The sequence below is a fragment of the Sphingomonas sp. P3_C6 genome, from assembly GCF_056402595.1.
Map to the genome: position 1 here is coordinate 100,206 of NZ_JBFUHB010000011.1, position 25,265 is coordinate 125,470.

At 64.7% G+C, this 25,265-nt stretch carries 19 protein-coding genes; 12 read left to right on the top strand and 7 right to left on the bottom strand.

The window, feature by feature from the left end:
- Position 1: 1 nt before the first annotated feature.
- A complete protein-coding gene (locus AC1DT7_RS12880; protein WP_478036350.1) occupies positions 2–964 on the bottom strand; it encodes an Mrp/NBP35 family ATP-binding protein in 963 nt (320 codons plus the stop codon).
- 70 nt (positions 965–1,034) lie between these two features.
- Here AC1DT7_RS12880 and hflK point away from each other — a divergent pair, with 70 nt between their 5' ends.
- From hflK to AC1DT7_RS12900, 4 genes are all read left to right on the top strand, one after another.
- A complete protein-coding gene (gene hflK / locus AC1DT7_RS12885) occupies positions 1,035–2,177 on the top strand; it encodes a protease modulator HflK (RefSeq protein WP_478036351.1) in 1,143 nt (380 codons plus the stop codon).
- On the top strand, positions 2,174–3,037 hold the full coding sequence (hflC, locus tag AC1DT7_RS12890; RefSeq protein ID WP_478036353.1) for a protease modulator HflC: 864 nt from the start codon (positions 2,174–2,176) through the stop codon (positions 3,035–3,037). The genes hflK and hflC overlap by 4 nt, the downstream gene beginning before the upstream one ends.
- Before the next feature lie 99 nt (positions 3,038–3,136).
- Complete coding sequence (locus AC1DT7_RS12895) at positions 3,137–4,675, top strand: Do family serine endopeptidase (RefSeq protein WP_478036354.1); 1,539 nt, start codon at positions 3,137–3,139, stop codon at positions 4,673–4,675.
- A gap of 248 nt (positions 4,676–4,923) precedes the next feature.
- The gene (locus AC1DT7_RS12900) at positions 4,924–6,525 is read left to right on the top strand and encodes a helicase HerA-like domain-containing protein (RefSeq protein WP_478036396.1); all 1,602 of its coding nucleotides are present in this window, start codon (positions 4,924–4,926) and stop codon (positions 6,523–6,525) included.
- A gap of 62 nt (positions 6,526–6,587) precedes the next feature.
- Here AC1DT7_RS12900 and AC1DT7_RS12905 read toward each other — a convergent pair whose 3' ends face one another.
- Positions 6,588–9,389 (bottom strand): TonB-dependent receptor, encoded by a 2,802-nt coding sequence (locus AC1DT7_RS12905; RefSeq protein ID WP_478036355.1) that lies wholly within the window; start codon positions 9,387–9,389, stop codon positions 6,588–6,590.
- An 81-nt stretch (positions 9,390–9,470) separates the two neighbouring features.
- On the opposite strand from AC1DT7_RS12905, the gene AC1DT7_RS12910 reads away from it, so the two are divergent.
- Together AC1DT7_RS12910 and AC1DT7_RS12915 are read left to right on the top strand one after the other, a co-directional pair.
- On the top strand, positions 9,471–10,520 hold the full coding sequence (locus AC1DT7_RS12910; RefSeq protein WP_478036357.1) for a phytase: 1,050 nt from the start codon (positions 9,471–9,473) through the stop codon (positions 10,518–10,520).
- A gap of 57 nt (positions 10,521–10,577) precedes the next feature.
- Positions 10,578–11,795, top strand: coding sequence for a M20 metallopeptidase family protein (locus AC1DT7_RS12915; RefSeq protein WP_478036358.1), 1,218 nt, complete (start codon positions 10,578–10,580; stop codon positions 11,793–11,795).
- Positions 11,796–12,110: 315 nt separating this feature from the next.
- Here the strand turns inward: AC1DT7_RS12915 and AC1DT7_RS12920 are convergent, their stop codons facing one another.
- Both AC1DT7_RS12920 and AC1DT7_RS12925 read right to left on the bottom strand, forming a co-directional pair.
- Positions 12,111–13,376 (bottom strand): MFS transporter, encoded by a 1,266-nt coding sequence (locus AC1DT7_RS12920; RefSeq protein WP_478036359.1) that lies wholly within the window; start codon positions 13,374–13,376, stop codon positions 12,111–12,113.
- 16 nt (positions 13,377–13,392) lie between these two features.
- Positions 13,393–13,770, bottom strand: a complete 378-nt coding sequence (locus AC1DT7_RS12925; RefSeq protein ID WP_478036361.1) for a MarR family winged helix-turn-helix transcriptional regulator — start codon at positions 13,768–13,770, stop codon at positions 13,393–13,395.
- A 180-nt stretch (positions 13,771–13,950) separates the two neighbouring features.
- Here AC1DT7_RS12925 and AC1DT7_RS12930 point away from each other — a divergent pair, with 180 nt between their 5' ends.
- Both AC1DT7_RS12930 and AC1DT7_RS12935 read left to right on the top strand, forming a co-directional pair.
- Complete coding sequence (locus tag AC1DT7_RS12930) at positions 13,951–14,370, top strand: hypothetical protein (RefSeq protein WP_478036362.1); 420 nt, start codon at positions 13,951–13,953, stop codon at positions 14,368–14,370.
- A gap of 72 nt (positions 14,371–14,442) precedes the next feature.
- Positions 14,443–16,413, top strand: a complete 1,971-nt coding sequence (locus AC1DT7_RS12935; protein WP_478036363.1) for an OPT family oligopeptide transporter — start codon at positions 14,443–14,445, stop codon at positions 16,411–16,413.
- 26 nt (positions 16,414–16,439) lie between these two features.
- Here AC1DT7_RS12935 and AC1DT7_RS12940 read toward each other — a convergent pair whose 3' ends face one another.
- From AC1DT7_RS12940 to queF, 3 genes are all read right to left on the bottom strand, one after another.
- Complete coding sequence (locus AC1DT7_RS12940; protein WP_478036365.1) at positions 16,440–17,717, bottom strand: glycoside hydrolase family 130 protein; 1,278 nt, start codon at positions 17,715–17,717, stop codon at positions 16,440–16,442.
- Between the two features lie 46 nt (positions 17,718–17,763).
- The gene (locus tag AC1DT7_RS12945) at positions 17,764–20,037 is read right to left on the bottom strand and encodes a glycosyltransferase family 4 protein (protein ID WP_478036367.1); all 2,274 of its coding nucleotides are present in this window, start codon (positions 20,035–20,037) and stop codon (positions 17,764–17,766) included.
- Between the two features lie 146 nt (positions 20,038–20,183).
- Positions 20,184–20,630, bottom strand: coding sequence for a preQ(1) synthase (queF, locus tag AC1DT7_RS12950; protein WP_478036368.1), 447 nt, complete (start codon positions 20,628–20,630; stop codon positions 20,184–20,186).
- 90 nt (positions 20,631–20,720) lie between these two features.
- On the opposite strand from queF, the gene AC1DT7_RS12955 reads away from it, so the two are divergent.
- The 4 genes from AC1DT7_RS12955 (at position 20,721) to AC1DT7_RS12970 (ending at position 25,229) form a co-directional block, all read left to right on the top strand.
- Positions 20,721–21,662, top strand: coding sequence for a DUF1186 domain-containing protein (locus AC1DT7_RS12955; protein ID WP_478036370.1), 942 nt, complete (start codon positions 20,721–20,723; stop codon positions 21,660–21,662).
- Positions 21,663–21,887: 225 nt separating this feature from the next.
- Positions 21,888–22,736: a 3-mercaptopyruvate sulfurtransferase gene (gene sseA / locus AC1DT7_RS12960; RefSeq protein ID WP_478036371.1), complete on the top strand. Its 849-nt coding sequence runs from the start codon at positions 21,888–21,890 to the stop codon at positions 22,734–22,736.
- Positions 22,737–22,746: 10 nt separating this feature from the next.
- The gene (gene metC, locus AC1DT7_RS12965) at positions 22,747–23,946 is read left to right on the top strand and encodes a cystathionine beta-lyase (protein ID WP_478036372.1); all 1,200 of its coding nucleotides are present in this window, start codon (positions 22,747–22,749) and stop codon (positions 23,944–23,946) included.
- The gene (locus AC1DT7_RS12970; protein WP_478036374.1) at positions 23,943–25,229 is read left to right on the top strand and encodes a mechanosensitive ion channel family protein; all 1,287 of its coding nucleotides are present in this window, start codon (positions 23,943–23,945) and stop codon (positions 25,227–25,229) included. The genes metC and AC1DT7_RS12970 overlap by 4 nt, the downstream gene beginning before the upstream one ends.
- Positions 25,230–25,265: the final 36 nt, after the last annotated feature.

Here is a 25,265-nt window from a genome sequence, read left to right on the forward strand (position 1 = left end):
CCTATCCTCCCTGTTCGATCCAGTGGAAAACGCGTTGCGCGATGGCCGAAAACGCCAGGGATTCAACCCCGTTCCCACTCGCGGGTGGAACGCCCGCATCGGAGGCCGAACGGATCGCCATGTCGAGCGGGATGCGACCGAGGAATGCGATGCCGAGCGCATCCGCTGCCGCCTCTGCCCCGCCGCGACCAAAGGGGTCGGACACCTCGCCGCAATGCGGGCAGATATAGCCCGCCATGTTCTCGACCAGGCCGATGATCGGCACGCCCGCCTTGGTGAACAGGTCGATCGCACGCTTGGCGTCGATCAGGGCGAGGTCCTGCGGCGTGGAGACGATCACCGCGCCCGCCGGCTTGTGTTTCTGGATCATCGTCAGCTGAACGTCGCCCGTGCCGGGTGGCAGATCGATCACCAGCGTGTCCTGCGCCGACCAGTCGGCGTCGATCAGCTGGCCGAGCGCACCCGCCGCCATCGGCCCGCGCCACGCGATCGCCTGGTCGGGCGCGACGAGCTGGCCCATCGACAACAGCGGCACGCCATAGGGCGTCGGCACCGGCTCGAGCAGCTTGTCCTTTGCGGTCGGCCGCGATCCCTGCACGTTCATCAGGGTCGGCTGCGACGGCCCATAGATATCGGCATCGACCAGCCCGACCCGCCGGCCCAGCGCCTGCAGCCCGATCGCAAGATTGGCCGACACGGTCGACTTGCCCACGCCGCCCTTTCCGCTCGCCACGGCGATCAGCAGGCGCTGGGTCCGCTGGCTGGTGAGCGCGATACGCACCGTCGCGATCCCCTCCACACCCTCGGCCGCGGCACGTACGTCTCGCTCGATCGCCTCACGGGCCGGCTCGCTCAGCCCGGTGACTTCGAGAATGATGCTCGCCCGGTCACCCTCGATCCGCGCGGTCGCGCGTGTTCCGGCAATGGGGTCGAGGGCAGCGTTCAGCAGGGCGATATCGGTCATCGTTGCGCAGATAGGGCGACTAACGGCGCTTGCCACTGTTTTTCCGCGGCTACGGTCTTATAAAGGACTGATGACGACCCTTCCCCGCTGGCTACAGCGTTTCACCATCCATCAGTCCGACAATCCCAAAAGCCCCTGGGGCGGCGGTGGGTCGGACAAAGGTGGGGCCGGATCCGGTAGCGGCTCGGGCGACGGCAATGATGGCGGCCCGCGCAATCCCTGGTCGGTGCCGCCGCAGGGCCGCCCGCGCAGCGCCGGACCGAGCGCACTCGACGAATTCCTGCGCCGCGCCCGTGGCGGCGGTGGTGGCAACGGAGCGGGCGGCGGTGGCCGCCCGCGCATTCCTGGCACGCCTAGCCCCAAGAATCTTTGGATCCTCGGCACCGGCCTGATCGTGCTCGTCTGGGTCGGCTTCACCAGCATCCATGCGATCGCCCCGCAGCAGCGTGGCGTCGTCACCTATTTCGGCCGTTATGCAGGGACACTCGATCCGGGGTACCGTGTCACCCTGCCCGCGCCCTTTGCCGACGTCACCAAGGTGGACGTGCAGAATTTCCGCACCGAGAATTTCCCCGACGGCGGCGGCGAGGCCGAGAATCTGATGCTGACGGGCGACCGCAACATCATGAACCTGTCCTTTTCGGTGCGCTGGAACATCAGCAACCCGGACGACTATGTCTTCCAGATCAAGGATCCGCAAAGCACCGTGCGCGCCACGGCCGAAAGCTCGATGCGCGAGGTCGTCGCCAACATGACGCTCGACGAAGCGATCGGCGCGGGCCGCCCCCGCATCGAATCCCAGGTGCAGGATCGCATGCAGCGGATCCTCGACGAATATAAGTCGGGCATCCGCATCCAGGGCGTCGCCGTGAACAAGGCGGTCGCGCCTCAGGCAGTGAGCGAGGCGTTCAAGGAAGTCACCGCGGCGCAGCAGGATGCCGTCGCAGCCCGTACTTCGGCGCAGGGTTATGCGCGGCAGCTCGTCGCGAAGGCCGAAGGCGAGGCGGCGCAGTTCGACAAGCAATACAGCCAGTACAAGCTTGCCCCCGAAGTCACGCGCCGTCGCATGTATTACGAGACGATGGAGGACGTGCTGGCGAAGACCGACAAGACGATCGTCGAGGTACCCGGCGTCATGCCCTATCTCCCCCTGTCGCCCGGCGCGAAGAAACTTCCCGAGGCGGATGTCACCGTGAATGGAGCCGCACGATGAACGGTTCGCTCCTTCGCAACCCGGTGACCATCGGCATCCTAGCCATGCTGGCGGTGATCCTGATCGCAAGCACCTTCGCCATCGTGCCGGAAACCAAGCAGGCTGTGATCCTGCGGTTCGAACAGCCGGTGGGCAAGCCGATCAACGCCTACCGCCGCGGCGAAATCTTTGGGCAGACCGGCGCGGGCCTGATCGCCCGCGTGCCGTTCATCGATCGGATCGTGTGGGTCGACAAGCGCGTGCTCGACGTCGACTATGACAACCAGCAGGTTCTTTCGTCCGATCAGCTTCCGCTCGAAGTGGACGCCTATGCGCGATTTCGCGTGGTCGATCCGCTGCGCATGGTTGTGACCGCCCGCTCGGAACAGGGCGTGACCGAGGCGCTTCGCCCGCTGCTTGGCACCTCGATCCGTAACGAGCTCGGCAACCAGCCCTTCGCCACCCTGCTAACGCCCGAGCGCGACGAGGTGATGGAGAATATCCAGGCCCGGCTGCAGCGGCTCGCGTCGCAATATGGGGTCGAGATCGTCGACGTTCGAATCAAGCATGCCGACCTGCCGAGCGGCAGCCCGCTCGATTCGGCGCTCAACCAGATGGCGACCTCGCGCAAGCAACAGGCGCTGACGATCCGTGCGGAGGGCTCGAAACAGGCCCAGATCATTCGCGCCGAGGCAGAGGCGAACGCGTCCAACATCTATGCGACGGCGTTCAACAAGGATCCCGATTTCTACGACTTCTACCGCGCGATGCAGTCTTATCGCCGCACCTTTGGGGCGGACGGTAGCACGCCTACCGGTTCGACATCGCTCATCCTGTCGCCCAACAATGCCTATCTGAAGGAATTCCAGGGCCGTCGTTGACGGCGAAGCTTTCAGACGGTTCATATTCAATCGCCGTTCAGCAACCATCCGCGACACGGACGGTTGTCGCGATACGGCAGACGAGAGGAAACGACTCAAGTGCGCTACGCTTACGCCATTACCGGTGCCCTGCTCCTGAGCGGCGCCGCCGCTGCGATGACGCTGGACGCCCCAGCGGGTCAGGTCGCACAGAACGAGCCCGGCACCATCGCCGCCGCCGCCCCAAAGGCAGGCGCGCCGATGAGCTTTGCCGACATGGTCGCCACGCTGCAGCCTGCGGTGGTCAACATCTCGACCACGCAGCGCGTGACCGTGCAGCAGCAAAATCCGTTCGCCGGCACGCCGTTCGGTGACCTGTTCGGCCAGTTCAACGGCCAGGGCGGGGGCGGCAGCAGCGGCCAGCCGATCACGCGCGAGGCGCAATCGCTCGGCTCGGGCTTCATCATTTCGCCCGACGGTTATGTCGTGACCAACAACCATGTGATCGCAGCCGGCACCAAGGGCGCGACGGTCGAATCGATCAAGGTCACGCTTACCGACCGGAAGGAATATACCGCCAAGCTGATCGGCCGTGATCCGGCCTCCGATCTCGCATTGCTCAAGATCGAAGCGAAGGGTCTGCCCTTCGTGAAGTTCGGCGATTCGGCGCGAGCCCGCGTGGGCGACTGGGTCGTCGCGATCGGTAATCCGTTCGGCCTCGGCTCGACCGTGACCGCCGGCATCGTCTCGGCGCTGCATCGCGTCACCGGCCAGGGCGGTGCCTATGACCGCTTCATCCAGACCGACGCGTCGATCAACCAGGGTAATAGCGGCGGCCCGATGTTCGACCTGAGCGGCAACGTCATCGGCATCAACTCGCAGATCCTGTCGCCGACCGGCGGCAATGTCGGCATCGGCTTCGCCATTCCGGCGGAAGAAGCCAAGCCGATCATCGACACGCTGATGAAGGGCACTGCGGTGAAGCGCGGCTATCTCGGCGTCGGCATCCAGCCGATCACCGAGGATATCGCCAACGGCTTCGGCCTGCCAGCCAACCAGGGCGAGCTCATCGCCAGGGTGGAGCCGGGTGAAGGCGCCGACAAGGCCGGCCTGAAGCAGGGCGACATCGTGGTCCGCGTCGGCGGCAAGGACGTCACGCCCGATCAGACGCTCAGCTATCTCGTCGCCAACTCGCCGCCCGGCACGCGCGTGCCGCTCGAGGTCATCCGCGACGGCAAGCGCCTGACGCTCAACGCGCTCGTCGGYACCCGCCCGTCAGAGGAAACCCTCGCTGCCGGGCTGAATGGTGACGATGACGACGGTCTGCCCGACGACAACGCGCAGTCCGGCCAGCAAGCGAGCGCGAGTGCGATCGGCTTGTCCGTCCAGCCGCTGACCCCGCAGATCGCCCGCAGCCTAAGCCTTGATTCGACGGTGCAGGGCCTGGTGATCGTGCAGGTCGATCAGTCGAGCGATTCAGCAACCAAGGGCCTGCAGCGCGGCGACGTGATCATCTCGGCGAACCGCGTGCCCACGCGAACCGCCGCCGATCTCGCCGGTGTCATCACTCAGGCAAAGGCCGCGGGCCGTCCGTCGGTCGTGCTGCTCGTCCAGCGCGGCAAGACCCCCGGTCGCTTCCTTGCGGTGAAGATCAAGTAACGCCGTTCCCCCCCGCACAGCGGGGGAGGACGATAGCAAAGCTGGTGGGGCCCGGAGCGCGACGACGTCGCCGTTCCGGGCCCTTCGCCATTTAAGGCCCCGGTCGGTTGCGCCGCAGGAATTTGTTTCCATCTTCCGCCCGTCCCGAAATCGCGCGATACCGCCCATCAAACTCCGGAGGACCTATGGCGGACGGCAGCAGCATCTTCATCGGCAGCAATGCGAACGGGCAACGCCAGCAACTCGAACTGAAACGCGCCAATCGCCACGGGCTGATCGCCGGCGCCACCGGCACCGGCAAGACCGTCACCATCCAGGGCATCATCGACGGCCTGTCCGCCGCGGGCGTCCCCTGTTTCGTCGCCGATGTGAAGGGCGACCTGTCCGGCCTCGCCATGGCCGGATCCCCCACCTCCAAGATGCATGAGACCTTCGCCGCCCGCGCGAAGGAGATCGGCTATGACGACTGGCATTATGCCGACAATCCGGTGCAGTTCTGGGATCTGTACGGCGAGCAGGGCCACCCGATCCGCACCACCGTCTCCGAAATGGGGCCCCTGCTCCTCTCCCGCCTGATGGACCTGAACGAGGTGCAGGAGGGCGTGCTGACCATCGCTTTCCACGTTGCCGACAAGGAAGGGCTGTTGCTGCTCGATCTGGACGACCTCCAGGCGATGCTGGTCAATTGCGGCGAACGCGCCGACGAGCTCACCACCACGCTCGGCAATGTCTCAAAGCAGAGCATCGGCACGATCCAGCGCTCGCTGCTGCAGCTGCGCAGCCAGGGCGGCGAGAATTTCTTCGGCGAGCCGGCGCTGACGATGAGCGACTTCATCGGCGTGGACGACAAGGGCCGCGGTATCGTCAACATCCTTGCCGCCGACAAGCTGATGGCGAGTCCGAAGCTCTACGCCACGTTCCTGCTCTGGCTGATGAGCGAGCTGTTCGAGAGCCTTCCAGAGGTCGGCGATCCCGACAAGCCGGTGCTCGCTTTCTTCTTTGACGAAGCCCATCTGCTCTTCGCCGACGCGCCCAAGGCGCTGCTGGAGAAGATCGAGCAGGTCGTCCGCCTGATCCGATCCAAGGGCGTCGGCGTCTATTTCATTACCCAGAACCCGATCGACATTCCCGACACGGTCGCCGGCCAGCTCGGCAACCGCGTCCAGCATGCGTTGCGCGCCTTCACCCCGCGCGATCAGGCCGCGGTTAAATCGGCAGCGACCACGTTCCGCGCCAATCCGGGCGTCGATGTCGAAAAGGCGATCACCGAACTGAAGGTCGGCGAGGCACTGGTCTCGCTGCTCCTGCCGGACGGCTCACCCGCCCCGGTCGAGCGCACCCTGATCAAGCCACCCGCCTCGCGCGTCGGACCGGTTACGCCGGTCGAGCGCGGCGTAATGATCCAGACCGATCCGATCGGCGCGAAATACGATACGCTGATCGATCGGGAATCCGCCGAGGAGATCCTGGCCAGCAAGTCGAAGGAAGCGAGCGCGGCTGCAGCCGAGGCAGCGGCCAAGACCGAGGCGGACAAGGCGGCCGCGCTTCAGGCCAAGGAAGATGCCCGCGCCGCGAAGGAGGCCGAGCGCCAGCGCATCGCCGACCAGCGCGAGGCGGACCGCCAGGCGAAGCTCGCTGCCCAGCAGCAGAAGGAGGCTGAGCGCGCCGCGGCCAACTCGCCCTGGAACCGGGCGATCACCTCGGCCACCCGCTCCGCCTCGTCGGCAGTGGGTCGCTCGGTCGCGAACGAGGTATCGAAGGCCGTGTTCGGATCGTCGCGCGGTGCGGGTTCCGGCATCGTCGGCGGGCTGGTGCGCGGGATCCTGGGCGGGTTGTTCAAGGGGCGGTAAGCGCCAGGCAGCTGCGCGGCCTGCCGTCGAGAAGGACAGCAGGCCGAACGGCTGGATGCGCGTCAGAAATTGACCCGGATGCCCCCGGAATAGCGGCGACCGAACCGCTCCCACTCGATCGTCTGGACCGTGCTGGTAGGGCTGGGCGTACCGGTCGCGGTGAGCAGATTGCCCGGCTCCGAATAGCGGCGGCCCGGCTGGTTGAGCACGTTCGAGACGTCGGCATATATTTCGAAATTCTTGGTGATGGCATAGCGCGCCGAGATGTCCATTTCGTCGTCGGCGGCCCAATAGGTGTCGCCGGCGTCGGTCAGGTCGTCGGCAATGCCGTCGAGCCAGGCGCTGCGGCGCTGATACTGCACGCGGAGCGACAGGCCGTATTTCTCGTAATAGGCGCCGACATTGTAGATCAGATCGGACGTGCCGGGCAGCCGCACCTTGCGTGCCTGGACGGCCCCGATCGCAGGCTTGGTCACTTCGCTGTCATTGGCCGTGAGGTTGGCGGAGATGCCGAAGCCACCCATCCAGCCGGGCAGGCCGAGATCGCTGGTCCACGGCTCGATCTGGAGCTGTGCCGCCACCTCGGCGCCGAACACACGACCGTCGCCACCATTGGTGATGCCCGTGAACACATAGGAGGAACGATCAATCCCGCTGGTATCCAACGCGTTCGAGCCGAAGGTGCGCGTCTGGCGGTACAGCACGTCCTTGACCTTCTTGTAGAACAAGCCGGCCATCAGATAGCCCTGCGGTCGAACATACCATTCGAAATACGCATCGACGCCGTACGCGCGCTCGGGCTTCACGGCCGGATTGCCACCCGAAATCGACTGGTTGGTATCGTTGACTACGACATTTGGACGTAGCTGGTCATAGTCGGCACGCGCGGCGCCCGAATTGAACGACAGCCGCAGCTTCTTGCTATCATCGACATTGAAATTGAGGTGAAGGCTCGGAAAGACCAGTGTCTGGCTTGATTCAGCGACCACCGGCCCGGTGGTGGCGCCCACCGTGGCGATTGCCTCGCCGCGGTTCTTCAGGTGCTCGACCCGGACGCCTCCCAGGATCGAACCCCAGTCATATTTCACGGTGCCCATCACGAAGCCGGCATAGACCTGCTCGCGCACGCTGTAATTATTGGCGGTGTTGGCCGTGAAGACGAAATTGGCGCGCGCAGCGTCGGAAACCGCGCGCATCTTGTCGGTGTCGAAATAATGGAAGGTATAACCGAGCGGAATCTTACCGGCGAAGGGGTCGTTCAGCGCGAACTGGTTGAAGTCGTTGGGCAGGCCGACCGTGGCGAACTGCGCCGCCGTGCCGAGCAGTATCTGCTTCTCGTCCGCGACCTTGGTGCGCTGATCGAACTGAAAACCCGCCTTGAGCGTCGCGTCGCCGCCGAGAAACGCCGTGCGCTTCGAGAGGACCAGTTTGCCGGTATAGGCGTCAGTCGTGTCGACCGCGTCGAGCACCGTGAAGGACGAAGGCGGCTTGGTGAAGCTGTCGATCGCCGTCACCGGCGTGCCGGCCTGATAGCGCGTCGGGCCGCTGAGCTGGTTGGTGGTAAAGAGGGCCAGGCGCGAGAAATTCGGGTCGCTGAAATCATAGCTGACCGTGGGGCGTAGGGTGCGGGTGCTCGGGCTGTCCCACGCGACTTCGCCCACTACCGAGCGATCGTCCTTCGACTGGGTATAGTTGCCGACCCAGGCGAGGTGCCAGCTGTCGCCGAAATCATGATCGCCAGCGAGCGTGTTGGTGAAGATCGACTGGCGGAAGGCGCGTAGGGTCGAGCGCTGACGGATGTCGATGCCGTAGACCGTGCCCTTTTGCGGGGTGTTGCCGATGCAGATATCGGCATAGCCGCTGGTGGTCGGCGTGGTGTTCACCGTCGTCGGGCAGGCGGCGGTGTTGGCGACCAGGTCGCCCTGGCGATCGTCCAGGTCGAAACGGTAATTGTCGCGCGCCTCATCGTCCGTGAAGATCGTGTAGATCGACCGCAGCGAGATGGTGTTGTCGGAATCGGGCTTGTAATCGACGCGGCCGGAGACAGACCAGTTGCGGCGAGTAAGGCGATACAGCTTGTTCTCGGTCTCGTGCGCCCAGAAGCGCGTGGCGTTGCCGGGCCGCTGGTCCTGCGCGACGCGCTCGTAATCATTCTCGAAATTGTCGGTGATCATCGCGCGCTGATAATAGCTGCCCGAGAGCAGCACGCCGACTTCACCGCCGCCCAGGTTGAAGCGGTCGGACACGACGGCCGATCCTTCATATTGCTTGCGGTTGCCGAGCTCGGCGATGCCGAAGCCGGCCTTGCCCGCGAAATGCGCGCCCTTGTAGTCGAAGGCCGAGCGCGTGATGACGTTGACGTTGCCGGCCACCGTCTCGCCCGGCATTTCCGGGGTCACCGCTTTCGACACCACGATCTGCGACGCGATCGCCGAAGGGATGGAATCGAAGCGCGCATCGCGGCCCTCGGGGCTGACGATGTTGATGCCGTCGAACGACAGGGTCGTCCAGTAATTGGGCGCGCCGCGCAGCGAGATGTAGCGCGCCTGGCCCTGGTCGCGCTCTACTGCGACGCCAGGAAGCCGCCCGGTCGCCTGGGCGATGTTCTGATCAGGCAGGCGACCGACGCCGTCGGCAGCAGCGACCGTGACGAGCGAATCGGCGTTCTTCTGAACGGCAAGCGCGGACGCTTCCGACTCCGCGATAGGGCGAGCGCCCGTAACGACGATATCAGTCGAATCGTCAGTGTCGGGTGCCGGTTCGGCACGTGCCGCCGTCAGCGGCTCCTCCGCGCACGCAGCAGATACGGGCAGCAGCATTGCTGCAACTGCGCAGCCTCCCAACAGCATTCCCTTGCGAATCATCTTTGCCCCCTTCGGCGATCGATTTGACCGGATATGCCGCACGTGCGAACGGCCGGCTCGTGCTGCCGATAGGAGTCGAACATGTCGTGGAAACTTTATTCTAGTTACATTTCAATGACATTTTTGTTGCTTACGGGTTGCACCGCGAAGGAGATGCCGGTGGCGACGCAGCTTGCGAACGCCCTGCCGACGGTAACCGTTCACGCATCGGGAGAGACCGAAGCAGTCGCCACCACGAATGCCGATGCGGCCGATGACCCAGCTATTTGGCGCAACGCAGCAAATCCGGCAGCGAGCCTGATCGTCGGCACCGACAAGAAGGCCGGGCTCTATGTCTACGACCTGGACGGCAAGGTTCGCGACTTCAACAATGCGGGATCGGTCAACAATGTCGACCTCGCCGAACATGGCGGCCGGATCGTCGTCGCGGCGAGCGACCGGAGCGATCGCGCCAATGCCCAGGTCGCGCTGTTCGCGCTCGACGGCAATGCCGGCAAGCTCACCGCTCTCGGCAAGGTGCCGGCCGGCGCCGGCGAGGCGTACGGCATTTGCCTGTATCGCACGCCCGACGCGCTCTACGCCTTCATGGTCGCCAAGGACGGGACGATCCGGCAGCTTGCGCTCGATATGAGCGGCAAGACGCCTCAGGCGAAGATCGTCCGCACGATGAAGCTTGGCACCCAGTCCGAAGGCTGCGCGGTCGATGCCGATACCGGCCGCCTCTACGTCGCCGAGGAAGATGTCGGCCTCTGGCGCTTCGACGCACGTCCCGATGGCCCGCTCGAACCGGTGAAGATCGCAGCCGCCGACGGCCGGCAGATCGTCGCCGACGCCGAGGGCGTCGCCATCGCGAAGGACGGCAGCGGCGGCTATCTCGTCGTCTCGAGCCAGGGCGACAATGCCTATGCGGTCTATCGCCTTGCCGATGACAGCTATGTCGGCCGTTTCCGCATCGCGCCCGGCACGTTCGGTTCGACCGAGGAGACCGACGGCATCGAGATCGCGACCGGCGATTTTGGCCCGGCCTTCCCCGATGGCATCATGATCGCGCAGGACGGGGTGAACGCGCCGCGGGCACAGAACTTCAAGCTGGTGCGTTGGGACCAGATCAAGGCCGCCTTGGGCTTGTAAGCGGCGCTTACCGGGGCGTAGGCTCGACCTTCGGCACTGCAACAAAGGACTCGTACGATGGACGCCACTCTCGATCTTCACCAGGATTGGGGCGCTGCGGCCGAGGCCGAGCTTGCGGATGTCGTCGAGCTGCGCCGCGCCATCCATGCCGATCCCGAGATCGGGCTTCACTGCCCGCGCACCTCGGAGAAGATCAAGGCGGCACTGGCCGGACTCCCGCTCGAATATCGCGAGGGGACCTCGACCACGGGCTTCGTCGCCATCCTGCGCGGCGGCCGCGACAATGGCCGCACGGTGCTGCTGCGCGGCGACATGGACGCCCTGCCGATGGAGGAGGAGACGGGGCTGCCCTTCGCCTCGCAGGTGCCTGGCGCGATGCACGCCTGCGGGCATGATGCGCATACGGCAATGCTGGTCGGCGCCGCCCGCGCGCTCTGCGCCAGGCGCGACCGCCTCTCGGGCTCGGTCGTCTTCATGTTCCAGCCCGGCGAGGAAGGCTATCACGGCGCCCGCTACATGATCGAGGACGGGTTGCTCGACGAGCCCCGGCCCGAGGCGGCGTTCGCGCTGCACATCATGCCCAACGCCCCGGCCGGTGTATTCTGGAGCCGCCCGGGCGCGCTGCTCGCCTCGACCGACGCGCTGAACATCAACGTGCGCGGAAAGGGTGGCCACGCCGCGATGCCGCATGAGGGGATCGATCCGATTCCGGTCGCCTGCGAGATCGTGACTGCGCTCAGCGCCTTTGTCGCCCGCCAGATTCCGGTCACCGATCCTGCCGTGCTGTCGATCACGCAGATCAACGCCGGATCGGCCTATAATATCGTGCCCGACGAGGTGAAGCTGAAGGGCACGCTGCGCACCCTGTCCAACGCCACCCGCACCAAGGCGCGCGAAGGCCTGACCCGCATCGCCGAGCATATCGCGATCGCCCATGGCTGCACTGCCGAGGTAGTGATCGACGATGGCTATCCCGTTACCATGAATGACCCGCGCGCCCTCGGGCTGATGCGCAGCGTCGCCGAGGATCTGGGCGGCCCCGAGGCCTGGCACACCATGTCCGCACCCATCATGGGCGGGGAAGACTTCTCCTATGTCCTGCGCGAAATTCCCGGGTCGATGGCGTTCCTGGGCGTGGCGCCCAAGGGCAGCAATGCAGCGGCCAATCCACCGCTCCACAATACCCGCATGACCATCGAGGAAGAGGTGATGGCACGCGGCGTCGCAATGCACTGCGCGGTCGCGGAGCGGTTTCTTGACAATGGACTGGACTGAGACGCTCGACCGAGACGTTTCCTCGCCTCCGGATTTTCCAACAAACCCCGCTGTTCCTGGCTGTTAATTGGCGGATATTTTTTCCTGGCTGTTATGTCGGCTTCCGCAGGCAAGATTTCCCTTCTCCGTCAAAGCCATAGTGCCCGGCTGGCTGTTATCGAATAACAGCCATGGAACAGCCAGCATAACAGCCGAAAACAGCTGGCGAATGCGTGGTAACAGCGATGAGAAAGATCCAACATGGGTGGCCAACGGCCTCCCGCGTCGGATCGAAACCTAACACTCCATGCCGCACGTTGAATCGACGGCAGTCGATCAGACCGGCATCGCCTTGCGCCGCCCCGCCAATCCGGTCCCAACGATCAGGATCGACGCGGCGACCCCGAACCCGCCCGCGATCAGGAAAGCCGGCAGGTAGCTCCCGGTCTGCTCGCGGATAACGCCCGCGCCGAACGCCGCAGTCGCCGCGCCCATCTGATGGCCCACCATGATCCAGCCGAACACGATCGGCGCATCGCGCTCGCCGAAGGACATGTTGGCCAGCTTCACCGTCGGCGGCACCGTCGCGATCCAGTCCAGGCCGTAGAAGATCGCGAAGACCGTCAGGCTCACCGTACCGAAATCGATGAACGGCAAGGCGATCAGCGAAAGGCCGCGCAGCCCATAATAGACGCAGAGCAGCTTGCGCGGATCATAGCGGTCGGTCAGCCAGCCGGAAGCGGTGGTGCCGACCAGATCGAACAGCCCCATCAAGGACAACAGCCCCGCCGCCGCGACCGGTGCGATGCCGTGATCACCGCAAAAGGCGATCATATGCGTTCCCACCAGCCCGTTGGTGGTGAGGCCGCAGACGAAAAAGGTGCCGAACAGCAACCAGAAGATCGGCGTGCGCGCGGCGCGGAACAGCGCGTAGAAGGCAAGCATCGGCGTCGCCGCCTGTTTCAGCGGTGGCGGCGGCACGCTCTGGTCGGTCTCGCCGAAACGCCTAATCCCGACATCGCCGGGACGTTCGGGTACGAAGAACAGGACGAGCGGGATCAGCGCGAGACAGGCGATGCTCACCGCGATCACCACCGGTCGCCATGCGCCGGCGCTCGACAGCCAGGCAAGAACCGGCAGGAATACCAGCGCGCCGGTCGCCGTGCTTGCGCTCAGCATGCCCATCACCAGCCCCTGCCGCGTCGCGAACCAGCGGTTCACCACCGCCGCACCAAGGACCGAGGCGACCGCGCCGCTGCCCACGCCCGACAACACGCCCCAGGTCAGCACATAATGCCAGGGCGCCGTCATCCACAGGCTGGCAAAGGTCGCAGCCGACATCAGCAACAGCCCGCCCAGCATCGTTCGCTTGATGCCGAACGACATCATCAGCGCGGCGGCGAACGGCCCGACCAGGCCATAGAGCAATATCCCGACCGCCGCCGAAAAGGAGATGGTCGCCCGGTCCCAACCGAAATTCAACTCCAGCGGCACCATCATCACGCCAGGCGCCGACCGAAGCCCGGCAGAGATCAGCAAGGCGAGAAACGTCACTCCGACGACGATATAGGGCGCTTGCTTCGACAGGCGGATCGGACTCATCGGCATTCCTCGCAGGTCAGTCATGGTCCGGGCCGGCGACATCGACCACGCCGCGCAACAGGGTTTCGAGCCGAGTCCAGTCGGCGGGGCCGAGCGCCCCGATCAGCCGCTCCTGCGCCTCGCGCCAGGGACCGGTCGCCCCCTCCATCGCCGCCCGACCCGCCTCGGTCAGCGACGCGATCCGCGTGCGTCCGCGTGCCGCCTGCGCGATGTCGATCCATCCCTGCCGCTCCAGCGGAACGAGTGCGCGATACAGCGAGGTCCGGTCCATCACCAGCGCCTCGGCAAGCCGGCTCAGCGGCACCTCCCCGCCCCGTGCGACGTGGCGGAGCACGGAGAATTGCGCGATCGTCATCCCCGTCCCGCTCAAGGCGTCGTCGTAGACGCGCGACACCGCGCGCGCGGCCTTGCGCAAAGACGTACACGCACAGGGAGAATCGGAAGGTGACTCGCCGATCATGTATTTGATGTATATACATCATAAAAGCTGGTCAACGGCGGTAGTGAGTGGGCCGACGGTCTGTCCACGTTCTTTTGCCTGTGGCATTACGCGCTCGATTTCCGGGGGAGTGAAATGACCGATCGGCCCGTCGCTGCCATGCTATGGCTTTATATCCGCAGCCTTTTCGCGGTGATCGCCGGCTTTGCCGTCGTGGTCTTCTTCTCCAACGCCACCGACGAGCTGATGCATTCGGCCGACATCATCCCGCGCGGGCCGATGTGGAACCCGTGGCACAATCTGCTCGCCCTCGCCTATCGCAGCCTGTTCGCGGTCCTGGGTGGCTATGTCACCGCCTGGCTCGCCCCGCGCACGCGGATGCGCCATGTCGTGATCCTCGCCGTGATCGGCGCGTTCGGCGGGATCACCGGCGTGATGGCCACCTGGGGCCTGGGCTATGGTCCGCGCTGGTATCCCATCGTGCTCGCCGTCACTGCCTTCCCGCTCGTCTGGCTTGGTGGCTGGCTCTACGTCCGCCAGCGCGGCACCCGATAAAAAGGCTGTTCGGCGGCCGTTTCGTCAGGCAACGGTAGCGGCTGATACCAGTTTTCCGGAGCAGATCCCTAGATGGCTACCGCCCCCGCCCGTCCACTTGCCGAGCTTACCGTTCGCGGCATCATCCTGGGCGCGCTCATCACCGTCCTGTTCACGGCGGCGAATGTCTATCTCGGCCTGAAGGTCGGCCTGACCTTCGCCACCTCGATCCCGGCGGCGGTGATCTCGATGGCGATCCTGCGCTTCTTCAAGGATGCCAACATCCTGGAGAACAACATCGTCCAGACGATCGCGAGCGCGGCGGGCACGCTGGCGGCGATCATCTTCGTGCTACCTGGCCTGATCCTGGTCGGCTGGTGGACCGGCTTCCCCTATTGGACCACGGCAGCAGTCTGCGCGGTTGGCGGCATTCTGGGCGTGATGTTCTCGGTGCCCCTGCGCCGCGCGCTCGTCACCGGATCCGACCTGCCCTATCCCGAAGGCGTCGCGGCAGCCGAAGTGCTGAAGGTCGGCGCGGCCGAAGATGGCGACGAGGAGAACGCCAAGGGCCTGCGCGTCATCATCCTCGGCTCGGCGATTTCCGCTGTCTTCGCGCTTTTGGCGGCAATGAAGCTTGTCGCAGGCGAGGCGGCGAAGAACTTCCGCATCGGCGGCAGTGCGACGGGGGTCTCGACCAGCTTTTCCATGGCGCTGATCGGCGTCGGCCACCTCGTCGGCCTGTCGGTCGGGGCCGCAATGTTTTTCGGAATGCTCATCTCCTGGGGTGGGCTGATGCCGTACCTTACGCATAACGTCCCGGGGGAGCTGGACACCGTTGTCGGTACTGCTTTCCGCCTCAAGGCGCGCTTCATCGGCGCGGGAACGATCGGCGTCGCGGCAGTATGGACGTTGCTCAAGATTCTTGGCCCGATCCTTGGTGGTATTCGTTCAGCCCTGGCCGCGTCGCGCGCGCGCCAAGGCGGCTCAATTTTGGAACTGACCGAGCGTGATCTGCCGATCGGCATCGTCGGCCTCTCGATTCTCGCCACCTTGCCGCCAATGGCCTGGCTGTTGTGGAACTTCTCCGCCGGCGGGCCGATCCATGACCATGCCTTCGCGGTGATCGCCGGCACGATCCTGTACATCCTGATCATCGGGGTCGTGATCGCTGCGGTCTGTGGCTATATGGCCGGCCTGATCGGTGCGTCGAACAGCCCGGTTTCGGGCGTCGGTATCCTCGCCGTACTCGGTGCCTCGCTGCTGCTGGTCGCAATCTATGGCCACAGCGCCGACGTGGCGCGCACCAATGCGCTGATTGCCTATGCGCTATTCACCACCGCGATCGTCTTCTCGGTCGCGACGATCTCCAACGACAACCTTCAGGATCTCAAGACCGGCCAACTCGTCGGCGCAACGCCGTGGAAACAGCAGTTCGCGCTCGTGCTCGGCGTGATCTTCGGCTCGCTGGTCATCCCGCTCGTGCTGAACGTCCTCAAGGAAAGCCTGGGTTTTGTGGGCATGCCGAATGCTGGGCCCAACGCACTCTCGGCACCGCAGGCCGCGCTGATTTCGTCCCTCGCAAAGGGTGTGCTCGGCGGCGACCTTGACTGGAGCCTTATCGGCTTTGGTGCCGGGATCGGCGTGGTCGTCATCATCATCGACGAGGCCCTCGGCCGGGCTGGCAAAATGCGCCTTCCCCCTTTGGGTGTCGGCATGGGTATTTACCTCCCCATGGCGCTCACCCTGCTCATCCCGGTCGGCGCGGTGATCGGTCATTTCTACGACAGATGGGCGGCGCGCAGCCGCAATCCGGACTTCGCTCAACGGATGGGCGTTCTGGCGGCTACGGGCCTCATTGTCGGTGAAAGCCTGTTTGGCGTCGCCTTTGCCGGTATCGTCGCGTGGTTCAATCGCGCGTCCCCGATTCCGCCGATCGATGCACCGTTGGCCGTCGTCGGCGCCGACTTCGCGACAACCGCGCTGACGGCAGCGCCGATCGCCTTCGCTGTATTGATCTGGCTGCTCTACAGCCGCACGAAATCAATGGCTGGATCGCAGGCCTAACTCCCTCTCCCGCCGGGAGAGGGATATTACATCGCGGCGAGCAGGGTCTTTATCTCGATAAAGGCGAACGCGACCGAGCTGTCCGCCACGCCATAGGGCACAAACAGCTTGTCGCCGTGGCGAATCGCGCCGCAGCTATAGACGACGTTGGGCACATAGCCCTCGCGGTCCTCATGCGCCGCCGCCAGGATCGGCTCACGCGTGCGGCCGAGCACCTTTGACGGGTCGTCCTTGTCGAGCAGCACCGCGCCGATCGAATATTTGCGCATCGCGCCGACGCCATGGGTCAGCATCAGCCAGCCCTCGTCGAGCTCGATCGGCGGGCCGCAATTGCCGATCTGCACCAGCTCCCACGGATAATGCGGCGTCAGCAGCTTCTCGCCCTCTTCCCAATGGGTGAGGGTGTCGGACTTGAGCAGGAACAGATTCTCGCCGTCCTGCCGGCCCATCATCATGTACTGCCCACCGATCTTGCGCGGGAACAGCGCCATGCCCTTGTTGCGCGAGGCGGGACCGGTCATCGGCACCAGATCGAATGCGCGGAAATCACGGGTGCGCATCAACTCCGACTGGATCGCCGAACCATTATAGGCGGTGTAAGTGCCGAGCCATTCGGCCGAGCCGTCGTCATGGGTGAACTTGACGAGGCGCAGATCCTCGAGCCCCTTCGACTGGGCTGCCGTGATCGGAAAGATAACCGTGCCGGACAAGGTGGAATCGCGGTGGCGATAAACCGTGATCGGCCCCTCCGGCAGTTCCTCCTCGTCCTGGCCGACCGCATCGGTCGCAGTGGCGAAGGGGGGTTCGGGCGCCAGCTTCAATTCGTTCTTGCTGGTGATGATGCCTTCGCGAAAGGCAACCGAGGAAATATGCCCCTCGCCCACCGCGCGCAGCGACATCAGGATCCGGAGCGATCCATCCGGCATGCCGGTCTGGTCGAAATGCGGCACCGCGCTGGGGTTCATCAGCGCGGCAGCGGCATAGCTGTATTCGTGGCAGAAATAGGCACCGATCAGCTGGCGCTTCTCGTCGCCGATCTCCCTGCCGTCGAGGCCGAGCATTTCCTCGATCTCGTCATAGCGGGTCATGAACACGCGCCGCGTCTGCCAGTGGCGCGCCTCGAAATCCTTGAGCACCAGCTCAAGCTCGGCGCGGGTGGCGGCGGTGTCGAGGCCCATGACCTCGCCTACCAGCCGCTCCGTACGGCTACCGCCATTGCCCGCCCAGGCGAGATGGAAAGGACGCACCACCACACGGGAGGGATCGGCATGCAGCCGCAACGCGTGGTGGAACAATTCAATCACGTATGAGCCTCGCACCTGTGACGTCATGGCGACGTCGGTAGCGAGGCTAGGCGACGGCGCGTTCCGTTGGTCCTGCCATGCTTTCGACCCGCTTTGAAAGCCCCGAAATGGCGCAAGAAGCCAATTGAAGTGCCAGAATCGACTCGGCGCCCTGATTTCGGTTCAGGCCGTTGGGCATCAGGCCGTCGAAACAGCCGCCGTCCTGCGAGGTCGCCAGCGGCAGATCGAGATCGTTCTGGCCGAGATACCAGCGATAGGCACGCATCGCTTCCTCAACCCAGCGCGCATCACCGGTTGCCCTGAATGCCGCCGAACAGGCGTCGATCGTTGCCTGCGCCTCGAGCGGCTGCTGGTCGAACGGCAACGGCTCCTCATAGGCACGGCCGAAGCTTTCGGTCCCGATCGCGCGGAAGCGACCCTCGGGCGAGGTCTGCTGCGCCACGATCCAGCCGAGCGTCGACAGGCCAGTCTTCAGCAGATCCTCGCGCCCAAGCATCATGCCGGCGCGGATCAGTGCCTCGGGCAGGCGGGCATTGTCATAAGCCAGGACGATCTCGAACCATTCCCACTCTGGCCGACGCGCCTCCTCCACCAGAGCAAGCAGGTCGTTGGAGAAACGCTCCAGGATGTTGAGCGCAAGCTCATGCCCGGGATGCGCGCCGAGCATCGCCGCCGCACCGAGCATGGCGAACGCCTGCGCGCGCGGGCTGCCCAGATCGAAGGAGAGCGACGCCGTCTCGTCGAACAGGCGCACCGCCCAGTCGCGGTGCTTGGCAAGAGTGGCGCGCCGCGCGGTGACACCAAGCGCCCAGATCGTGCGACCGTTGGAGTCTTCCGACCCATATTCCTCGCACCAGGTGCGATCGAAGTTCATGAAGTTTCGGAAGCGGCGCTTGTCGGGATTCCAGGCATATTGGATAAAGGACGCATAGACCGTCATCCACTTGTCGCGCACACCCTCGTCGAGCGTGTCGATCGCGGTCATCAGCATCAGCGCACGGACATTGTCGTCGATGCAATAGCCATGGCGGCGATCCGGCACCGAATAGATCGAATGCTGAAGCATACCGGTGGAGTCGCTCATTCGCTCCACCGCGGCAATATCCGGCTTGAGCGGCGTCAGGCGCACCTTAGGCGCGAGGCGGCGTGGCTTGGTCGCCACCATATCGACGATCTCGCCCATCGCCACTTCGGCGAGGCGCGGCCAGATCATCGTCTGGCCTCGCGCATAGGCGCGTTCCGACAGCTTGATCCGGTTGCGGTCGCTGCCCAGCAGCGCGTTGATCTCGCGTGCAAAGGCGGCGCTATCGCCGAAATCGACCAGTACACCGTGCCCGTCGGCCAGAATCTCGGTCGCATGGACATAGGGCGTCGACACGACCGCCTTGCCCACGCCGACCGCATAGGACAGCGTACCCGAGGTGATCTGCGCCGGATTGTTGTACGGCGTCACATAGATGTCGGCGGCCTGGAGATAGTCGATCAGGTCGTCATGCTCGAGAAACGCGTCGATGAACTCGACATGCCCGGCGACGCCATGATCCTCGGCCAGAGCCTTCAGCCGGTCGCGATAGGCCTCGCCCTCATGCGCGACGAGGTTCGGATGGGTCGCGCCAAGGACGGCATAGATCACGTCGGGATGCTCGGCGACGATCGCCGGCAGCGCGTCGATCATCGTCTCGATACCCTTGTTGGGCGCGAGCAGGCCGAAGGTCAGCAGCGTCTTGCGGCCCTCCCAGCCGAATCGCGCCTTCAGCGTCTCGGGATCGACGAAAGCGCGATCCGGCACGCCATGCGGGATCATCACGACCGAGCGCGGGCTCGCGCCATAGACGCGCTCGAGGATGTCACGGCCACGCTCCGCCATGACCACGACCTTGGCGGCACGGCGCAGCAGGCCCTCCATCACCCGGCGTTCATCGACGCTCGGCTTTTCGAGGATGGTATGGAGCGTGACGATGACCGGGATCGACAGGCGATCGAGCAGGGCGAGAAGATGCTCGCCGGCCGGGCCGCCGTAAATGCCATATTCGTGCTGAACCCACAGCGCCTGCGCGCCGCTATTCTCGATCGCGCGCGCGGCATTGATATAGGCGACTCGCTCCTGCTCCGGGATGCTCGCGGTCACTTCGGGCGGATATTGATAGCGGCCGGGATGATCGTCCATCGCATAGACGTCGATCTTGAGGTCCGGAAAACGGCCCTTCAGCGCCGTGAACGTGTCGGTCGTGTATGTTGCAAGGCCGCATTTCCGTGGAAGGAAATTGCCGATCAATGCCAGGTGATCGATCGGGGTCACGACCTTTTCCGACAGAGCCATCGATTGAAACCTCTCGTAAAAACAGGGGCTGGGAGCCCCGAGCTTGCCTCCCACGAACGGCCAAGTTTCAATATGGTTGCAGCAATGCTGCAACGCAACAAGAGATTCTCGCTGATCTAAGGCAAGATTAAGCCGAAATGAACGGCTCAACCCCTGCCGCGATAGCCGGGAACGTCCTGCGACGGCAGCCACAGCCCCTCCGGAGGCTGGCCGGACTGCCAGAAAACATCGATCGGAATGCCGCCGCGCGGATACCAATAGCCGCCGATTCGAAGCCAGACCGGCTTCATCTCATCGACCAGCCGCTCGCCGATGCCGACGGTGCAATCCTCGTGGAATGCCTGATGGTTGCGAAACGATCCTAGGAACAGCTTCAGCGACTTCGATTCGACGATCGTCTCGCCCGGCGCATAGTCGATCACGAGATGCGCGAAATCGGGCTGCGACGTCACCGGGCAAAGCGAGGTGAATTCGGGCACGGCAAACCGCACGAGATAGAGCCGGCCGGGGCGCGGATTGGGAACGTAATCGAGCACCGCCTCTTCGGGAGAAGCGGGCAGCGCGCTGGACTGGCCGAGATGCATTGGGGTCATGGGAGGAAGATAGGGTGCGGAACCGGAAATTGAAATGTGGCGCGATCAGGGGCTATCGTGACCCGACTCCGACAACAGGTTTCGAAGGCAATGAAAGACGACATCAGGGATCTTCTTGAGGAACTCGGCGTCGACCCCGACACGCCGATAGACCTCTATCTGGATGAGCTGGCCGAAAGTTACGGCATCCCCGTGGTCGCTCTGACGGTATGCATTATCCGGATCGACGAAGCCGCCCCGAAGCTGCGTGAGATGCTGGTCCGCGCGGCGCTAGGCCAACACCTCGATGACAGTGATGCGACCCTGCTCTTTCGCGGGCTCCATATCCTTGGCGGAGTAAGGGACACGGCAGCGTTCAAACCGCTGCTGATCTTCCTGCGTCGTCCCGTCCATGAAGTCGATGCGCTTCTGGGCGACGCGATTACCGAAAGCCTGGCAAGAATCGTCGCGAGCGTTTTCGACGGCGATGTCGACGCGCTTCTCGGCGCGATCGCTCACCGCGAGACAGACGAATTCGTCCGTGACGCGCTGATCGGGGCCGCCGCGTTTCTGGCCTGGGACGGCAAGATCGAACGGGACCTGTTCCAGCAGTTCCTCGAACGCTTTTTCGAAGAACGGCTCGCGGTCGACGAGGATCATAGCTGGTATGCCTGGCAAGAGGCGATCGCCCTGCTCGGTATGAGTGCGCTACGCCCCATCGTCCACCAGGCCTTCGAACAAGGCCGCCTGTCGCCACGCATGCTCAGCCTGAAGGATTTCGAAGACGATCTGGCCGCTGCAGAAAATGCGCCGGACGATTCGCACCGGTTCGAGAAAAGTAATCTGGGCTATATCGAGGACGTGCTCGAAGCGCTTCAATGGAGCGACATCGTCGGTCCCGACCCTTTCGAAGCGCCTCATGAAGAGGCCGGAATGGAGGAATATGCTCTTACCGCCCTTCCGGTCACGAATTCACTTCGCTCGGTTGGCCGGAATGATCCCTGCCCGTGCGGGAGCGGCGCAAAATTCAAGAAATGCTGCCTCGGGAAATAGCCGTGCCGCCCATAGCCATATCTTCGTACGGCCGCTGAGCCGTCATTATCGCACTTGTTTCCGGATCGTCTCGACGCAGCCCCTGCCACTGGCTAGACACAAGATCAGGAGATTCCTCTCTTTCCGCCCAGTGCCTCGGCCTTGGGTCGTTCTTCCTCCCCGGGACGGTGGATGGAGGGGATTGTCCGGATGCTCATCCCGAGCGGACTTTGTCAGGAGGAACACATGGACTCGCTGGTTACGACGGAATGGCTCGCGAACGAGATGGGCGCGAACGACCTGAGGATCGTCGACGCCACCTATTTCACCACTCTGCCCGGCGACGCCGGGCGCGACGCGGTGGCCGAATATGAGGCCGGGCATATCCCCGGCGCGGTATTCATGGATCTGGCCGATCTCGCCGACACGTCAAACCCGCTTCCCTCGATGCTGCCCCCGCCCGAGAAATTCGCGAGCCGCATGCAGTCGCTCGGCCTGGGCGATGGCAGCCGGGTCGTGCTCTACGACAATGCGCCGCACCACACTGCGGCCCGCGCCTGGTGGATGCTCCGCCTGTTCGGCGCGCATGACGTGGCGATCCTCGATGGCGGCCTCGCAAAGTGGAAGGCCGAAGGGCGCGAGATCGCGACGGGCAAGGAAAGCCTGCGGCACCGCCACTTCACCGTCTGGGCCGACGACAAGGGCGTGCGCACCCTCGACCAGATGAAGGCCAATCTCGACAGCGGCGCGGAACAGGTGCTCGACGCACGATCCGCCGCGCGCTTCACCGGCGAGGAACCCGATCCCCGCCCTGCGACCCATGCCGGGCACATTCCGGGATCGAAGAACCTGCCTTATGGCAAGCTGCTAAACGCCGATGGCACCTGGAAACGGGGCGACGCGCTGAAGGCCGAATTCGATGCCGCTGGTGTGGATCTGACCAAACCGGTTGTCATGACGTGCGGGTCGGGCATCACCGCCTCGATCCTCGCCTTCGGCGCGCACCTGCTGGGCAATGACGCCGCCGTTTATGACGGCAGCTGGTCCGAATGGGGCGCCGACCGATCAACTCCCAAGGCAATGGGAACAGCGTGAGCAATAATGAATGAGTGAACAGGACGGTCACCCCAAGGGCGACGCCACCCGCGTCGTCTCCGCCGGACGCCGGCCTGAATGGACCCAGGGGATCGTCAACCCGCCGGTGTGGCGCGCGTCGACGATCCTCTATGGGTCGGTCGCAGAGATGCGGGCAGCCGGTGGGCGCGACACGCACCACCGGCTTTTCTACGGCCGGCGCGGCACGCCGACGCAATGGTCGCTGGCCGATGCGTTGACCGAACTCGAGCCGGGCGCCGAGGGCACGTTCCTTTATCCGTCCGGCGTGGCAGCGATCGCCGCCGCGCTGCTGTCGGTGCTGTCGCCCGGCGACGAGTTGCTGCTGCCCGACAGCGCCTATGACCCGACCCGGTCGATGGGCACCGGCCTGCTCAAGCGCATGGGCATCGCCACGCGCTTCTATGATCCGCTGATCGGCGCCGGTATCGCCGACCTGATCGGCGAGAAGACCCGCGCCATTTTCATGGAAAGCCCGGGCAGCCTGACCTTCGAGGTCCAGGACGTGCCGGCCATCGTCGCGGCGGCCCGGGCGCGCGGGGTCGTCACCCTGCTCGACAATACCTGGGCGACGCCGCTCTATTTCCCGGTGATCGAGCGCGGGGTCGACCTGACCATTCTCGCCTGCACCAAATATATCGTCGGGCATTCGGACGTGATGCTCGGATCGGTCACCGCCGCGCCGGGGCATTTCGACAGGCTGCGCGACACCAGCTTCCAGCTCGGCCAGATCGCCAGCCCGGACGATTGCTGGCTCGGCTCGCGCGGCCTGCGGACGCTCGCCGTTCGTCTTGCGCAGCATCAGTCGAGCGCGCTGAAGATCGCGCGCTGGCTCGGGGAACAGCCCGAGGTCTCGGCGGTGTTCCACCCCGGATTGCCCGGCTGCCCCGGCCACGAGATGTTCGTGCGGGACTTCAAGGGATCGACCGGGCTGTTCTCCTTCGTGCTCAGGGATGCGACCGAAGAGGCGCGTGCCGCGCTGATCGACGGCCTGGAGCATTTCGGCATTGGCTATAGCTGGGGCGGGTTCGAAAGCCTGGCGCTGCCGGTCGATCCCGCGCGCTATCGCACCGCCACCAGACGGCAAGACGCCGGGCTGCTGGTAAGGCTGCAGATCGGGCTCGAAGACCCGGAAGACCTGATCCGCGATCTGGCCGCGGGGCTGGAGCGGTTCCGGACAGCGCTCGCATGAATTCGGTCGTCGCCTGGCTGCAGATGCCGGGGCTGTCGACGATCACCCCGCCGATGCTGGTCGAGGGTGCCATTGCCGGCACACTCGTGCTCGTCGCGCTTGCCTGTGGCGTGCTCATAGGCCGCGTCGTCGGGCCGGCGGCCGAGCGCGAGTGGAAGCGGCGGCTCGGCCATCATGCCGAGGGCGTCGGGGGCCGACTGCACCGGATCCTGCGCCACGGCGCAGCCGCGTTGCTGCTGGCGATCCTGCTCAATGCCAATCCCTGGTCTCCGCTCGCCGCCGCCCCGATCGGGCTGGCCCTTGGCGCGGCGGTAGCGCTGACCAGCGTTTCGGTCCTGCGCGGGCTCGGCATCCATCGCTGGATGGCCTGGACGGTCGCGGCGATCCTGTTCGTCGCGATCTTCAGCCATGCCGTCGGCGGGCTCGAGCCGATCACGCGCGTCCTGGAACGGATCGGCTTCGATATCGGCAAGCGCCGCTTGTCGATGCTGTCACTGATCATCATCGCGATCACCGCGATCGCGCTGTTCGCGGCCGTAAAGCTGGTCAATCGCGCGCTCGGCCACTGGATCGCCAATGCGCGCGGTCTCGACCCGACGCAGAAGCTGCTCGCCCAGAAGCTGGCCGCCATTGCGGCCGTCACCATCGCCTTCTTTATCGGGATCGACCTGCTCGATATCGACCTGACTGCCTTTGCGGTCTTTTCCGGCGCATTCGGTCTCGCGGTCGGCTTCGGCCTGCAAAAGACCATCGGCAACCTGATCGCGGGGATCATCCTGCTGATGGATCGCTCGATCAAGCCGGGCGACGTGATCGTCGTCGGGGAGAGCTTCGGCTGGGTCAACCGGATCGGCATCCGCGCCGTCTCCGTGCTGACGCGCGACGGCAAGGAGCATCTGATCCCGAATGAAAACCTCATGACCAACGAGGTCGAGAACTGGTCCTATACCGACCGCAACGTGCGCGTGCGCATTCCGGTGACGGTGGGCTATGGCTGCGACCTGAAGCTTGCCCAGGAACTGATGCTCCGCGCCGCGACCGAGAGCCCGCGGGTACTCAACAGCCCCAAATCCAATGTCTGGCTGACCGGCTTCGGCGAAAGCGGTGTCGAGCATGACATCCTCGTCTGGATCAGCGACCCCGAAAGCGGCGTCGGCAATGTCAGGTCCGACGTGCTCAACCGGCTGTGGTGGCTGTTCAAGGACCATGGGATCGAGATCCCTTATCCAAATCGCCGGATACACATCAGCAACGATTCGCCACCCGCGAACCCGTTGCCCTGAAGCCTCGATACTGTTGCGAAAGCGCAACATGCTCCG